The organism is Nakamurella panacisegetis (assembly GCF_900104535.1).
Lineage (GTDB): Bacteria > Actinomycetota > Actinomycetes > Mycobacteriales > Nakamurellaceae > Nakamurella > Nakamurella panacisegetis.
The window spans coordinates 491,865-506,689 of sequence record NZ_LT629710.1; the positions used below are offsets into that span (position 1 = coordinate 491,865).

Here is a 14,825-nt window from a genome sequence, read left to right on the forward strand (position 1 = left end):
GTGCAGACCGTGAGCGCGGACGGGTCGGTCAGCGTCGCCTTGGCCGCCGAGATCATGGCCGGCGTCAGGGCCGTCGGAGCAGCGGTGCTCGGCGGAACGAAGGCGGAGCTGCTCGCACCGGACGACGCTGAGGCGCCCGAGGACGCAGGCGCGCCACCAGACGAGGCCGGACCGGCAGCCGCACTCGACGTGGCCGCGGCGGACGAACTGGAGGACGAGCTGGACGAGCTGGAACCACAGGCGGACACCACGAGGGCACTCGCGGCGATCACTGCCAGCAGCGCTGCCCGGGTTGAGCGAGAGTGAATCGATGCCACGTTTTCTCCCAAGAGAATGCAGAGGGACTTCCTCCCCCGGAGCGGGGGAGGAAGGTTGCGCGTTCGTGGCATCCTGCCACGCCGGATATGTCGATTGGATGACGAAATGGGTCAGGCGCTCGATTGACGGTCGAATCGCGACACTAGGCGGGCATTTGTAGCGCAATGCGCAACGAATCGAGCAACTCACGATCGGAATCGAGGAAGTCGACCGTCGACAGACCGGCGGCTTCGACCCATCGGTAGGCGTCGTGGTCGGTCAGCTGGATGGGGTCGTCGTGGGTCGCGGCCACCCGGTAACAAACCATCTCGACCCCCGGAGCCACGGCGACCACCGGGCCGATGCGACGAAACACCTTGCTGCGTATGGCGAGTTCCTCCTGGAGCTCGCGCATCAGGGCCTCCTCGTCCGATTCACCCGGTTCCGCCTTGCCGCCGGGCAACTCCCACCGGCCGGTCGGGTCCCGTCGACGGGTGACGAGCACCTTTCCTTCCGCGATCCAGGCGCCGGCCACCACTCGAACCGGTTCGCGCGCGACGAGAGTCGTCATTCCCAGCAGCATCTCGCCGTATCGGATCAAGATCGGCCGATAACACGCATTCAGGAAAGCCACTCTGGATGACACCGTGAATTCGACGGTCACCAGGCAGCCAGCACCGCTCGACGAGGTGTCGAACCGTACGCTCACCGTCGATCGTCCGGTGGAAGTCACGCTGTCCAGCGTCGGCCGCCCATTCACCTCCCCCACGCGCAGCAGCCACGGCCGGCCACCGGGCCGGGCGGTGAACCGGGCCAGATCACCCGCGACAATCCGCGAACCGGCGGCCGCGAACTCCGCCGTCCCCCCGAGCGCCACCGCCGTCCGGATCCACACCTGCCGGGAGAACAGGGCCCGGCGCACGGCCGCTTCCGGTGCATCGATCAAGGCCGCGCAGCGGATCGGCACGTGCAGTCGATTCCTCACCGTCCCCAACCTAACCATCGAGGTTTCCCGCCTCCGGGCCGACTCCCCGGCGCGGACCGGACCCTCGGCCCGGAGCCTCGACCGGAGCGGCCGACGAGCGACCGACCACACCGATCACGATCAACGTGGCCACGCCGAGCACCACGTAGGCGGTGCCCAGCCATGACTGCCACCCGGGTCGGCTGTTGGACGGGACCTTGCCCTGCAGCGCCACCAGGAACGGAATCAGGTAGCTGTACAGCGCGATCAGCCACCCGATCATCAAGCCGCGTACGGCGCGGCTCTGCCGCTGCGGCCCGAAGAAACCCCAGATCAGCAGGGGGATCACCCACACCCAGTGGTGGGACCACGAGATCGGCGAGACCAGCAGGCCCAGGAATTGCGCGGCCAGTAACGCGGCCGCCCGATCGCCCACCCCGGCGGCCACCACCGCCGCCCACACGCCGAGGACGACGGTGACCACGCAGGCCACCACCCAGCCGGCGCTGACGTCGTGGCCGGCCAGGCGGGACAACGCCCCCCTCCAGGACTGGTTGATGGCCGAGAAGACCGGTCCGGTCCGGGACGGGTCGAAGATCAACTTGGTGAAATAGCGCCTGGTCTCGGCCGGGATCATCGCGAACATGACGGCGACGGTGGCCAGGAAGAAGACCACCGAGAGGATCAACGCCCGGATCCGCCGCTGGACCAGCCAGTACAGCCCGGTGACGGCCGGGATCAGCTTGATCCCGGCGGCCAGGCCGACGCCCGCCCCGGCCAGCAAGTCCTTGGCCGTCACCGCCGCCCCGAGCACCATCAGCACCAGGAACAGGTTGATCTGCCCGTACCCCACGGTGGTGGTGACCGGCTCCAGCCAGAAGGCCAATGCCGTCGCGACGACCAGGAACCCGCGCAGAGGTCGCACGGGGTCGGTGGCCCCGGGGCCGGCTCTGCCCAACAGCCGCAACGTCAGGTAGACGATCGCGGGCAGCGAGGCCAGCATGGCCAGTTGCCACAGCACCCGCACCACCGTCCACGGCAACCAGGCCAACGGTGTGAAGACCAGGGCCGAGAACGGCGGGTAGGTGAACGGCAACTGGGACGCACCGGAGACGAAGTCGTACAGCGACCCGCCGGTCAGGTGCCGGGCGCCTTCGACGTAGACCTTGAGGTCGATCATGTTGTACGGGCTGGTCCCCGCCAGGGTGATCACCACCCGCGACCCCACGCTCAGCACCAGCAACATCCACGGCGCCCAGCGGGACGCCACCAGCCGGGCGGGCAGGGCGACGAGCACGAGGGCGAGCCTTTCGAAGGTCTTCGGTCCGATGAGCCGGATGCGGGATGACGCGCCGATCGTACGGGGAACCGGGCGCCTCCCCCGGCTCGTCATCCCCCGGAGCCCGGTGGTGGCCGCGTTAACATGGTCCTTCCACAGTGTCCGTGACACTCGGTGCCCGGCCGGCAAGCCACCAGGACTCGGGCGCGGACCGCCCCTGAGACGTCGACAAGGACATCGGTGATGTGCTCCGCAACCGCCCCGCCCGGCCCCGGCCCGTCCGGGAAGGCCGCCCGGTGACGGTGGTCCGGCTCCGGCGCTCTCTGCTCGCCGCGATTCCGGTACCGCTGTGGCTGCTGTTGACCTACATCCTCTTCGCGCCGCTGCTCCGCAATCTGAGTGGTCCGCTGCCGGGCGGGGCCGACTCGATCCTCTACTCGTGGTACTTCAAGGAGATCCAGGTCTCGCTCTGGAACGGCCACAACCCGTTCTTCACCACCGCGATGAACGCGCCCACCGGCTTGAACATCATGTGGAACACGGCCATCATCCTGCCGGCGTTCCTCATGACGCCGATCACGGCCGCGTTCGGCGCCACCACGTCGGTCGGTCTGCTGATGATCACGGCCCCGCTCGCCGCGGCCGGCATCTGCTACTGGGTGTTGTACAAGCTCACCGGTCATCTGGGCGGCTCCGCGGTTGGGGCTACCCTGTACGGGTTCGGTCCGTTCTACAACGGCCAACAGGGACACGTTCACCTCACCCTCGGGGCCGCGCTGCTGCCGCTGATCCTGTACTTCGGCTACCAGTTGGTGAATCCGGAAACGCGGAGTTGGCGGCAGGTCGGCTGGCGTCTCGGGGTCGTGGTCGGCGTGACGATGCTGATCTCGGAAGAGATCGTGGCCATCGCGGGTCTGGTCGCGTTGGTGTCGATCGTCGCCCTGGCTCTGCGCTACCGCCGTGAGGTCCGCGCGCGGCTCCCGTTCGTGGCCAGGTGCGTGGGCTGGGCGGCTGGGGTGGCGGTGTGCATCTGCGGCCCGGCGCTGGCCTACCAGTTCCTGGGGCCGCTGGTGATGACCGAGGGCATCCACTCCAGTCTCTCGCTGGATCTGCTGTCCACGGTTCGGCCCAGCGCGTCCATGCTCTTCTCCACCAGCGCCGATATCGCGGCCAACCGGCGGTTCGTCACCGGCGGGGTGGAGAACACCGGATACCTCGGCATCCTGCTGATCCTGGTCGCCGTGATCGCGGTCGTGGTACTGGTCCGGGCCGGTCGCCGCCGGGTGGCCTTCTGGTTGGGTTCCTCAGCTGCCCTGGCCCTCGCGCTCAGCCTTGGCACCACGGTGCGGGTCAACGGAACGCAGACGTGGATACCCATGCCCTGGCTGATCTTCTGTCGACTGCCGGTGGTCGACACGCTGGTCCCGGCCCGGTTCAGCGTGGCCACGATCCTGTTCGTGTCCGCGCTGCTGGCCTTCGCCGTCGCCACCGTGGCCCGGGCCGACCTCGGTCCGCGTGGCCACCGGGTGCGATTCGGCGGTGCCGTGCTGGTGGTCGTCGCACTGGCCGCTTGCTGGCCGGCCCCGGGCAGCAAGGATCAGGTCGTCGTCGCCACGCCGGCCTTCTTCGCCAGCCGGGCGGTCGACACCGTCACCCCCGGCGCCGTGGTGCTCGCACTGCCGCAGTCGTCCTCGGCGAACGGCGCCGCCGCGGTGATGAAGTGGCAGATCGACGCCGATCTGCGGTTCTCCATCATCGGCGGCTACAGCTTCTTCAGCCGGGATGGGACACCGCACTACGACGCGCAGGTACCGGCCTACGCCACCACGCTGGAGGCAGTCGGGAACTCCGGGGTGGCGCCGACGCCGGCGGACATCGCCGCCGCCCGTCAGAGCCTGCTGGACGGCGTCGGCGACTACGTCATCGTCACCGATCAGGTCAGCCACCAAGAGTCGGTGCTGGCCGTGTTGCCGGAGATCGCCGGGTGTACCCCGGAGCGGGTCAGCGATGTCTTCCTCTGCCGGGTCGTGCGATGACGGCTCCCACCGTCGAGCAGTTGACGACCGATCCGCATCCGGCCCTGGCCACGCTCCGCCGCGACGGCCCGATCGCCTGGGTGGAGTCGATCGGTGGCTGGATGGTCGTGGGTCACGGCCTGGCCACGGCCGTGATGCGTGACCCGGAGCGGTTCACCGTCGACGATCCGCGATTCACCACCAGCCGGGTCGTGGGCGCGAGCATGTTGTCGACCGACGGCGCCGATCACACCCGCCACCGGCAGCCGTTCGTGTCCCCGTTCTCGCCCCGGGCGTCCCGAGCCCACTTCGCCGAGTTCGTGGCGCGGGAATCGGCGCGATTGGTCGGCGGGCTGGCCGGCACCGGTACCGCCGAACTGCGCACCGAACTGGCCGCCCCCCTGGCTACGGCCTGCATGCAGATGGCACTCGGGCTCGAACAGATCCCGGTCACCGAACTGCTCTCCTGGTACGGCGACATCGTGTCGGCCGTCGCCGACATCACCGCCGGGGCGCCGCTCCCCGACTCCGGACGGACGGCCTACGCATCGTTGAGCGGCGCCGTACTGGAGGCCACGCGGACCGGACACGGGTTCCTCCGTGAGGTGGCCGACGCGGCCGGCGCCTTGACCACGGCGGAGATGCTCGCCAACACCGCGGTGCTGCTCTTCGGAGGGATCGAGACCACCGAGGGCATGATCGCGAATCTGCTGCTGCATCTTCTCGCCGATCCGTCGCTGGTCGACCAGGTGCGCTCCGAACCCGGCCTGCTGGACGCAGCGATCGAGGAGTCGTTGCGGCTGGAGCCGGCCGCCGCTGTGGTGGATCGTTATGCCACGGAGGATGTCCGGATCGACGACGTGGTGATTCGCCGGGGTGATCTGGTGGTGGTGTCACTGGCCGGGGCCAATCGCGACCCGGCCGTCTTCCCCGAGCCGGACCGGTTCGATCCGCGTCGGGACAACCTGCGACGCCAGCTGGCGTTCGCCCAGGGTCCGCACGTCTGCATCGGTCTGCACGTCGCCCGGCTGCAGGCCCGCAGCGCCGCCACCGCGGTCCTCGGCCTGCCGAAGGTTCGTCTCGACCGCTCCGGCACCTGCGCCCCGACCGGCCTGGTCTTCCGCAAGCCGGCTTCCGTCCGCGCCCGGTGGGACACCTGACCGACGCGTTACGGTGCTCCTGCGGACGTTGCCCTTCCGGATCGAGGAGGATGCCGTGGTCGACACCAGCCCCACCTCCCGCGCGCTGCTCACGCTGGAGATCATCCAGAGCAATCCGGGTATCACCGCCGACCGGCTCTCGGACCGACTCGGCATTTCCGAACGCGCGGCCCGCCGTTACGTGGCCATTCTGCGGGAGTCCGAGATCCCCATCGAATCGGTGCGCGGCCCGTACGGCGGGTACCGCGTCGGTCGCGGAATTCGCCTGCCGCCGTTGGTGTTCAGCTCGACCGAGGCACTGGGCCTGGTGATGGCTGTGCTCGACGGCAGTCACGCCGCCGGCGACCCGGAGGATCCGGTCGGCCGGGCCCTGGCCAAGATCGTCCGGGCGCTGCCCGAACCCGCGGCCGCCACGGCCGAGGTGGTGCGGCGGACCACCGCGTCCGCCCCCGACCGGGGCGCCGCCCGGCCCGACCCGGGCATCACCAGCGAACTGGTCCAGGCCTGCGCGCAGCACCGACGGACCCGGTTGTCGTATCGGTCCGAAGGCGGGACGCAGTGGGAGGCCGAGGTCGATCCGTGGGCCGTCGTCGTCCGGCACGGACGCTGGTACCTGCTGTGCCGGCTGACACCGCCGCGCGATGTGGTGCGGGCGTTCCGGATCGATCGGGTCGGGCGGGTCGCGCTGTTGGAGGAGACCTTCACTCCACCAACCGATCTGGATGCGGTGGGGATGCTCGAGGATCATCTGGCGTCCGGTTGGGAGTACGCGGCCGAGGTCGAGATCGACGCGCCGCTGACCGCGGTCGGGCGGTGCGTGCCGCGGGCTCTGGGGCGGCTGGAGGCGATCGACGCCCGGCGGACCCGATTGACCGGCAGTACCGGCAATCCCTATTGGTACGCCGAACAACTGACCGTCATCCCGGCGGCGTTCCGGGTGATCGGCGGCCCCGAACTGCGCTCCACCGTTCATGCCCTGGGCGAGCGGCTGCTGGCCGCGGCTCGGCCGCTCGACGGCTCAGCGCAGAAAGGTGCGCCGGGCGTTTGATCAGACGTTGAAGCGGAACTCCACCACGTCGCCGTCGACCATGACGTAGTCCTTGCCCTCGATCCGGACCCGGCCCGCCGCTTTGGCCGCGGCCATGGACCCGGCAGCAATCAGATCGGCGAAGGACACGACCTCGGCCTTGATGAAGCCACGTTCGAAATCGGAGTGGATGACCCCGGCCGCCTGTGGCGCGGTCGCACCCTGCTTGATCGTCCAGGCCCGCGACTCCTTGGGGCCGGCCGTCAGGTACGTCTGCAGGCCCAGGGTGTGGAAGCCGGCGCGAGCCAGGGCGTGCAGACCCGGCTCATCCTGCCCGACCGATTCCAACAACTCGAGCGCGGACTCCTCGTCCAGTTCGAGCAGTTCGGACTCGACCTTGGCGTCCAGGAACACCGAGTCGGCCGGGGCCACCGCGGCGGCCAGCTCGGCCCGCTTCTCCGGGTCGGTGAGGATGCCCTCGTCGGAGTTGAAGACGTACAGGAACGGCTTGGCGGTGAGCAGCGTGAGCTCGCGGATGAGCCCGAGGTCGATCTTGTCGCGGGCCGAGAAGAGGGTGCGGCCGGAGTCCAGCACCGCGGCGGCAGCCTGGGCGGCCTCCAGCACCGGCTTGCGGTCCTTGGCCGTGCGGGCTTCCTTCTCCAGGCGCGGCAACGCCTTCTCGATGGTTTGCATGTCGGCCAGGATCAGCTCGGTGTTGACCGTCTCGACGTCGGCCAGCGGGTCGACCTTGCCGTCGACATGGATGACGTCGCCGTCGTCGAACACCCGAACCACCTGGCAGATCGCATCTGCCTCGCGGATGGTGGCCAGGAACTTGTTGCCCAGGCCGGCACCCTCGCTGGCCCCCTTGACGATCCCGGCGATGTCCACGAACGAGACGGTGGCCGGCACGGTCCGGACGGAGGAGAACACCTTCGCCAGTTGATCAAGCCGCGGGTCGGGCAGCGGCACGATGCCGATGTTGGGCTCGATGGTGGCGAACGGATAGTTCGCGGCCAGCACGTCGGAACGGGTCAGGGCGTTGAACAAGGTGGACTTGCCGACGTTGGGCAGGCCGACGATGCCGAGGGTGAGACTCACGAGAGGTCAGTCTACGGGGACGGCGGCGGCGCTCCGGCGCCTTGCGCCCAGGCCGACGCGGGCGCCCAGTTGGCGTCGCGGCCCGCAGCCGCGGACGCTCCCGGCGCGCGCAGCACGATGACCGCCCAGCCGGAACCATCGTCGAGCGGGTCCATCTGCCAGGTGGAGAACCGCAGCTCGACGCTCAAACCGATCGCGGCCGCATCGGCGCGGAAGTCGGACGGACGGTAGTCCCGATCGGTGGCGAATCCGGCGACCAACCGGCCGGCCGGTTTCAGAATCGTGGCCAGACCGGCCAGCACCCGTCGCTGGCTGCCCGGGGCCATGTAGACCATCACGTTGCCCGGCAGCACGATGACGTCGAACTGCGTCGGTGCGCCGACCGCCGCGAGCTGATCGGGCCGCAGTTGGTACAGGTCGCAGGCCAGGTAGGGAACGCCCGGATACCGCTGCTGGGCGATGGCGATCAGACCCGCGTCCTTGTCGACGCCCACGCTGTGGTGACCCATCCGGTGCAGCGCGTTGGCGATGCGGCCGGTGCCGCAGCCGGCGTCCAGCACGGCCGCCCCGCGCGGAAGCATCGCGTCGACGAACCGCGCCTCGCCCTCGACGTCGCTGCCCTCGGCGAACAGCTTGTCGAAGCGCTCGGCGTAGAACGTCCAGCGCTCCCCCACCACCTGTTGTTCCCAGAGGGTGGCCGGAGCCTCGGTGTCGGTCGCGGGCGGCGGGTGTTCGTCGGGCATGGGTCCCACTCTGGCACGTCCGCCGACGTCGAGTCGTCGGTGTCGAACCCTTCCGCTCGCCGTGCCGGGCCTCGCGTGCGGCACGGATCGACTTTCCCCCTGGTGCGGTGTGGATCAACTTCCGGGTGCGGCGTGGATCAACTTCGCAGGCAGGGGTGAACTTGCACGTTCTGGGACTGGTGGGTCAGGAGTGAACAAGTTCATCCCCGCCTGCGATGTTGATCCACGCCCGAATGAGCCGGAACCCGTTGAAATGAGGGGCATTTCGGCGTCGTCAGCGCGATCGTGCGCCGATTGTCGGTGCCCCGTCCTAGCTTCCTGGCCATGCCGAACTCGCCGACCGCCAGTGCGAACACCAGACGCCATGACGTTCGCGGACCGCGCTGGTGCGGTGTCCGAAAACCGCCAGCCGAGTGTCCTCGACGCGGGCATAGTGGTCGGTGTGATCAACGATCTGGACGCCGCCTACCGGGCCGTGCAAACCCGCGATGCCCGGTTCGACGGGCAGTTCTTCACCGCCGTGACGACGACCGGCATCTACTGCCGTCCGGCCTGCCCGGCCCGAACCCCGCTGCGGCGCAATGTCGAGTTCTACCCCACCTCCGCCGCGGCCCAGGCGGCCGGATTCCGCGCCTGCCGCCGCTGTCTGCCCGACGCCACACCGGGCTCGCCGGAATGGAATCTCCGAGCGGACACCGTCGGTGCGGCGATGCGGTTGATCGGGGACGGTCTGGTCGACCGGGAAGGCGTGCCGGGTCTGGCCTCCCGCCTGGGTTACACCCCTCGTCACCTCGGGCGGATGCTGACCGCCGAGGTCGGGGCCGGTCCGCTGGCGTTGGCCCGTGCCCGCCGGGCCCACACGGCACGGGTGCTGCTGACCACATCCGACCTGCCCATCGGCGACATCGCCTTCGCGGCCGGCTTTTCCAGCATCCGGCAGTTCAACGACACCATCCAGCAGATCTACGCCACCGATCCCAGCGCCCTGCGGTCGCACCACTCCGGACGCAGCGTCGCCCCCGGGGCATTGACTCTGCGGCTAGCCGTCCGCGAGCCTTTCGCCGGCGATGCCCTGCTGGACTTCCTGGCCTCCCGGGCGATTGCGGGAGTCGAATACGTCGACGGGCGACGGTATGCCCGCACGCTGGCCCTGCCGGCCGGAGTTGGAACCGTGGTGCTGGACTTCCCTGGACCGGGGGCGGCGGCCGTAGTGACGGCGACCCTCCGGCTGGAGCACCTGTCCGATCTGGTGCCCGCGGTCGACCGCTGCCGCCGACTGCTCGACGCCGATGCCGATCCGATCCGGGTGGACGAACAACTGGCCGCGGACCCGCACCTGGCCGACTCGGTGCTGGCCTGTCCCGGGCTGCGCGTTCCGGGCGCGGTCGACGGGCCGGAGATTCTCCTGCGGGCCATGTTCGGCCAGCAGGTGTCGGTGGCGGCCGCCCGCACCACACTGGGTCGACTGACCGCCGACGTCGGTCGGCCGCTGGACCTGGCCGCGTTCGGGCCGGAACCCGACCCGCGCCTGACCCATCTGTTCCCGAACCCGGCCGATCTGGCCGAGCTGGATCCCGCCCGCATTCCCGGGCCCCGCCGCCGCGCGGCGGCCGTCGTCGCGGCCAGCACGTCGATCGCGACCGGCGCACTGCGCATCGACGCCGGCCGACGCAGCACCGACCTGGCGGCCGAACTGGTCGCCCTTCCCGGGATCGGGCCGTGGACCGCGCAGTACGTCAGTCTGCGGGTCCTCGGCGATCCGGACGTGCTGATGACGGGCGATCTGGTGCTGCGCCAAGGCGCCGGCCAGGCCGGGCTCCCGACAGGCCCGACCGCACTTGAGGAATACGCACGGATCTGGAGTCCCTTCCGGTCCTACGCCGGTCTGCACCTGTGGCGCATCGCCGGCACCCGAACATCGAATCCCATGGCTCTCCCGACGAAAGGTCCGGCATGACCAACGCACTCACCTCCACCGTCAGCACACCGATCGGTCCGTTCACCGTCGTCACCACCGACGACGAGCGTCCGGCCGTCCTGGCCTCCGGCTGGACGGGCGACATCGGAGATCTGCTCCCGGTGATCTCGCCCGCCCTGCGCCCCCTGTCCACCACGCGGGCGACGTCCATCGACGGGATCACCGACGCCGTCGTCCGGTACCACGAGGGTGACCTGACCGCAATCGATGATGTTGCCGTACAACAGAATTCGGGACCGTTCCTGACCCACGCGTGGGCCGTCCTACGTCATGTGAAGCCGGGCCGTCCGGTCACCTACACCGCGTTCGCCGAACTGTGCGGTCGACCGACCGCCATCCGCGGCGCCGCGGCGGCCTGCGCCCGCAACGCGACCGCGTTGTTCGTACCCTGCCATCGCGTTCTCGGCTCGGACGGCACGCTCCGCGGATTCCGCTGGGGGCTGCCGGCCAAGCAGTGGCTGCTCGACCACGAGCGAGAGGAGTGACCGCGACGGATGACCCCGACGGATGACCCGACGGACCCGGACCTCGGAGTCAGTCCGAGCACGCAGCAATCCCAGCACCGGGCAATCCGAGCACTGCGCAGCCCGAGTGGCACGCAGTCCGAGCAGCGCGCGACCGGTGCATCGGACCGGAGCGCGGCCGGATCGGGGCCGTGGCTACCGCGGAACCGTACCGGCCGAACGGGCGGCGAGCACGGCCGCGTCGTACCGGTCGAGCACGCTGCGGGCCATGGCCGTCCCCAGGGGTGGGGTCACCACCACACCTCGCGGTTCCGCCACCGCCCGGACCTGGTCGAGCAGCAGACCCGGAGCCAGGAACAGCGAGACGACGCCGGGGACGGTAGTCCACGATTCGGCCAGCGCGTCCGTGGCGCGAGGGGCGGTGGTGGCGAAGACCGCCCGCACCGGACCTCGCCGGCCCGATGACCAGAGCTGCGCGAGGTCGTCGATCGCCGCGTTGGCCGCCGCGTCCGAGGTCCCCACGGCCAGCAGCAAGATCTCCTGGTCCGCCGTGATCCCGGCCTGACGGGCCTGATCCTGCAGGGCCCCCAGCACATCAGGGCCCAGGCCGATGATCTCGCTGGTGACCAGCTCGGTGCCGGTACGGGCCGAGGCGGCCACCACCGCCTGCGGCACGTCGATCCTGGCGTGGAAGGCCTGGGCGAACAGCAGCGGGACGACCACCGCCTCCGGCACGTCCAGTCGGGCCACCGCCGTGCTCAGGTCCGGCTCCGAGAGATCGAGAAACGCCGAGGCGACCGGCAAACCCGGACGCAACGCCGCGACGGCCGCCATCAGCTCGTCAATGGCGACTGCCGCCCGTGGGTCCCGGCTGCCGTGGGCCAACCCCACCAGCGGCCGGGTCCCGTCCCGCCCGGACCCCTGGGTCATCGGGCTCCGGGGGTCAGCCCGCGGGCGACCAGGATGGCGCGCTCCACCGGTCGGAAGAAGATCAACTCGACGCCGATGCCGACGAAGAAGATCAGGATGAGCGCGGTGTACATGGTCGGAGCGTCCCCCAGATCGCGACCCTGGTCCAGTAGTTGCCCCAATCCGAGGCCCAACTTGCTGGAGGTGGCGATCAGCTCGGCCGCCATCAGCGACCGCCAGGAAAAGGCCCAGCCCTGGCGCAATCCGGACAGATATCCGGGCAGCGAGGCCGGGATCAGCACGTCCTTCATCAATCCGACCGGGCCGAGCCCCAGCACCTTGCCGACCCGAGTGAGCAAGGGCGGCACCTGATCCATGCCGGAGAGGAGCCCGTTGGCGATGGATGGCACCGCGCCGAGCAACACCACCGCGTAGATGGCGGAGTTGGTCAGGCCGAACCACAGCACGGCCATCGGTACCCAGGACACCGACGGCAATGACTGCAGCCCGGTCAGCAGCGGCCCGACCGAGGACCGGAGCCACCGGAAGCGGAACAGCGCGACCCCGATCAGCGATCCGAGCACGATGGAGGCGGCGAACCCGATCAGGCCCCGGCTGATGCTGGTCCAGATGACGGTGAACGCCGACCCGTCCGACACCATCGCCGCGAAGGACGTCCAGACGCTCGACGGCGACGGCAGGACGTAGTCCGGCTTCCACTTCTGCGCGTACGCGAACTGCCACAGGCCCAGCAACGCGATGAGAGCGATCAGCGGCGGGTAGGCCCCGGACAGGAATCGCTTCCATACCGGTGAGTGGGCGACGACGTGTGACTCCAGCGCATCCAGGCCCGCCCCGACCGCCGCCGTGTCCTCGCGTTCGACCGGCTCCTCGACGTCGACGGCCGCGCCGGGCTTGTTCAGATCAAGCGTGGGCATGACTGGCGATCTCCTCCCGCAGCCGGAGCGTGATCTGCGCAGCCAGGGCCGAGACCTCGGGATGTTCGATGGTGCGGGGGCCCTTGATGTCGACCCGCCACTCCCCGACGACCCGGCCCGGCCGGGAGGACAGCAGAACGACCCGTTGGCCAAGCCGCACCGCCTCGCGGACGTTGTGGGTCACGAAGACGACACTGTTGCCGGTCTGCTTCCAGACCCGGGTCAGCTCGTCGTGCAGGACGTCACGCGTGATGGCGTCCAACGCGGCGAACGGCTCGTCCATCAGCAGCACCTGGCCGCTCTGGGCCAGCGCCCGGGCCAATGCGACCCGCTGCCGCTGGCCGCCCGACAACTCGTGGATACGGCGCTTGGCCGTTCCCCCGAGCCGAACCAGCTCCAACAGTTCGTCGACCCGCGCCGAGCGGGCCGGCCGCGGCACGCCGGCCAGCTTCAAGGCCAGGGCGACGTTGGCCCCCGCGGTCAGCCACGGGAACAGGGCCGCCTCCTGGAACATCAGCGCCGGGCGCCCAGCGGTGGCCACCGAGCCGACGGTCGGCTGGTCAAGGCCGGCGATGAGGTTGAGCAGGGTCGACTTGCCGCAACCGGAGGCGCCGAGCAGGCAGACGAACTCGCCCGGGGCCACCGACAGATTGATGTTGTCCAAGGCCGCGACCGCACCCCCCGGGCCCCGGAACACCTTGCTGACCCCGTCGATCAGCACACCGGGCGTCACCTCCGGCGCCGGCTCCGGGGCCAGGGGCACCACCCGAGGATCGTCGTGGTTGAACTCCAGATCGTCCAGATCCGCCGATACTTCAGCAAGGGTCGTCATCGACTCACTCCTGTCCGAGACCGTCAGCGCTGACCGGGCTCTTGCCGGACGCCTTGAGCAGCTTGTTCAAAATGCGCAGATCGAAAAGGCCGTTGATATCCGGGACCGACTTCAGCAGCCCACCGTCGACCGCGTGCTGGCTCGACACGTTGTACGTTGCGGCCAGCGGGTCCACGGTGACCTTGATGTTCTTGAACGCACTGGCCATCACCGAGTCCGACAGCTTCTTGCCGGTGAGCTTCCCGATCGCATCGTTGATCGCGGCCGAGGACTTGGCCGGATCGGCGGCGATCTCGCCGGCCGCCGTGATCTCACCGGAGATCAACGCCCGCACGGTGTCCGGGTGCTCGTCCAGGAATTTCTTCCCGACGACCAGAATGGTGGTGGGGAACTCCTTGTTCGGCCACAGCGTGCTCTCGTCGACCAGCGTCTTGCCGCCGGCTTCGACCAGCCGGGACGCCCAGGGCTCGGGCAGCCAGGCGCCGTCCACCTGGCCGGTCCGGAACAGGCCCAGGGTCTGCGCGTTGTCCTGGTTCACCACGTCGACGTCGCTGCCGCCGTTCGTCTGCACCTTCAAGCCGGCCTTGAACAGGTACTCACGCAGGGAGACATCTTGCGTACCACCCAATTGCGGCGTCGCGATCGTCTTTCCCTTCAGGTCCGCGGCGGAATTGATACCCGGCTTGACCACCAGTGACGCCCCGTTGTCGGTGGCACCGGCCACGATCCGCAGAGAGTCGCCGCCGGACTTCACGTAGGAATTGATGGCCGGGCTGGGCCCGAGGAACGCGGCGTCGATGGCATCCGCGTTGAGCGCTTCGATGGCCGCCGGTCCGGCGTTGAACACCTGGGTCTCCAGCTTGGTGCTTCCCAAGGCCTTGGTGAAGGACCCGTCGGCCACGCCGAGCACGGCGGCCGCGTGGGTCACGTTGGCGAAGTAGCCGAGGCGCAGCGTGCCGGCGGCGCCGGTCGGCGTCCCGGTCGCGCCGGAGGACGACGGGGTGCTGGCCGAACTGGACCCGCAGGCGGTGGCCAGCACGACCAGGCCGGCCAGCAGGGGCGCGGTGAGGAATCGGTGACGAGTGCGGTGCGAGATGGAGATGCGGGACATGGCAGAA

Annotated in this window: 14 protein-coding genes; 6 read left to right on the plus strand and 8 right to left on the minus strand. The window is 69.7% G+C overall.

Annotation, left to right across the window (positions count from 1 at the left end):
- Nucleotides 1-306: a hypothetical protein gene (locus BLS97_RS22585; protein WP_157695121.1), complete on the plus strand. Its 306-nt coding sequence runs from the start codon at nt 1-3 to the stop codon at nt 304-306.
- Nucleotides 307-460: 154 nt separating this feature from the next.
- Here BLS97_RS22585 and BLS97_RS23335 read toward each other — a convergent pair whose 3' ends face one another.
- Nucleotides 461-1,282: a (deoxy)nucleoside triphosphate pyrophosphohydrolase gene (locus tag BLS97_RS23335; protein ID WP_197676367.1), complete on the minus strand. Its 822-nt coding sequence runs from the start codon at nt 1,280-1,282 to the stop codon at nt 461-463.
- A gap of 10 nt (nt 1,283-1,292) precedes the next feature.
- Complete coding sequence (locus BLS97_RS02200; protein WP_157695122.1) at nt 1,293-2,558, minus strand: mannosyltransferase; 1,266 nt, start codon at nt 2,556-2,558, stop codon at nt 1,293-1,295.
- A gap of 278 nt (nt 2,559-2,836) precedes the next feature.
- Here BLS97_RS02200 and BLS97_RS02205 point away from each other — a divergent pair, with 278 nt between their 5' ends.
- The 3 genes from BLS97_RS02205 to BLS97_RS02215 are packed head-to-tail and all read left to right on the plus strand — an operon-like array spanning nt 2,837 to nt 6,763.
- Nucleotides 2,837-4,576, plus strand: coding sequence for a hypothetical protein (locus BLS97_RS02205; RefSeq protein WP_157695123.1), 1,740 nt, complete (start codon nt 2,837-2,839; stop codon nt 4,574-4,576).
- The gene (locus tag BLS97_RS02210; protein WP_090474365.1) at nt 4,573-5,715 is read left to right on the plus strand and encodes a cytochrome P450; all 1,143 of its coding nucleotides are present in this window, start codon (nt 4,573-4,575) and stop codon (nt 5,713-5,715) included. Before BLS97_RS02205 ends, BLS97_RS02210 begins: the two co-directional genes overlap by 4 nt.
- A gap of 55 nt (nt 5,716-5,770) precedes the next feature.
- Nucleotides 5,771-6,763 carry a helix-turn-helix transcriptional regulator gene (locus BLS97_RS02215; RefSeq protein ID WP_090481113.1) on the plus strand — a complete coding sequence of 331 codons (993 nt, stop codon included), beginning with the start codon at nt 5,771-5,773 and terminating at the stop codon, nt 6,761-6,763.
- On the opposite strand, the gene ychF is transcribed toward BLS97_RS02215, so the two are convergent.
- Together ychF and BLS97_RS02225 are read right to left on the minus strand one after the other, a co-directional pair.
- The gene (gene ychF, locus BLS97_RS02220; RefSeq protein WP_090474367.1) at nt 6,764-7,843 is read right to left on the minus strand and encodes a redox-regulated ATPase YchF; all 1,080 of its coding nucleotides are present in this window, start codon (nt 7,841-7,843) and stop codon (nt 6,764-6,766) included.
- An 11-nt stretch (nt 7,844-7,854) separates the two neighbouring features.
- Nucleotides 7,855-8,586, minus strand: coding sequence for a class I SAM-dependent methyltransferase (locus tag BLS97_RS02225; protein ID WP_090474369.1), 732 nt, complete (start codon nt 8,584-8,586; stop codon nt 7,855-7,857).
- A gap of 364 nt (nt 8,587-8,950) precedes the next feature.
- Between BLS97_RS02225 and BLS97_RS02230 the strand changes: the two genes are divergently transcribed.
- Both BLS97_RS02230 and BLS97_RS02235 read left to right on the plus strand, forming a co-directional pair.
- Nucleotides 8,951-10,543, plus strand: a complete 1,593-nt coding sequence (locus tag BLS97_RS02230; RefSeq protein ID WP_090474370.1) for an AlkA N-terminal domain-containing protein — start codon at nt 8,951-8,953, stop codon at nt 10,541-10,543.
- Complete coding sequence (locus BLS97_RS02235) at nt 10,540-11,049, plus strand: methylated-DNA--[protein]-cysteine S-methyltransferase (protein ID WP_090474371.1); 510 nt, start codon at nt 10,540-10,542, stop codon at nt 11,047-11,049. Before BLS97_RS02230 ends, BLS97_RS02235 begins: the two co-directional genes overlap by 4 nt.
- Nucleotides 11,050-11,223: 174 nt before the next feature.
- Here BLS97_RS02235 and BLS97_RS02240 read toward each other — a convergent pair whose 3' ends face one another.
- From BLS97_RS02240 to BLS97_RS02255, 4 genes are read right to left on the minus strand one after another with little or no spacing between them, the layout of a single operon-like run.
- On the minus strand, nt 11,224-11,958 hold the full coding sequence (locus BLS97_RS02240) for a sirohydrochlorin chelatase (RefSeq protein WP_090474372.1): 735 nt from the start codon (nt 11,956-11,958) through the stop codon (nt 11,224-11,226).
- Nucleotides 11,955-12,875, minus strand: a complete 921-nt coding sequence (locus BLS97_RS02245) for an ABC transporter permease (RefSeq protein ID WP_090474374.1) — start codon at nt 12,873-12,875, stop codon at nt 11,955-11,957. The genes BLS97_RS02240 and BLS97_RS02245 overlap by 4 nt, the downstream gene beginning before the upstream one ends.
- Nucleotides 12,862-13,707: an ABC transporter ATP-binding protein gene (locus BLS97_RS02250; RefSeq protein ID WP_090474376.1), complete on the minus strand. Its 846-nt coding sequence runs from the start codon at nt 13,705-13,707 to the stop codon at nt 12,862-12,864. The genes BLS97_RS02245 and BLS97_RS02250 overlap by 14 nt, the downstream gene beginning before the upstream one ends.
- Nucleotides 13,708-13,711: 4 nt before the next feature.
- On the minus strand, nt 13,712-14,818 hold the full coding sequence (locus BLS97_RS02255) for an ABC transporter substrate-binding protein (RefSeq protein WP_090474377.1): 1,107 nt from the start codon (nt 14,816-14,818) through the stop codon (nt 13,712-13,714).
- Between the last annotated feature and the right edge of the window lie 7 nt (nt 14,819-14,825).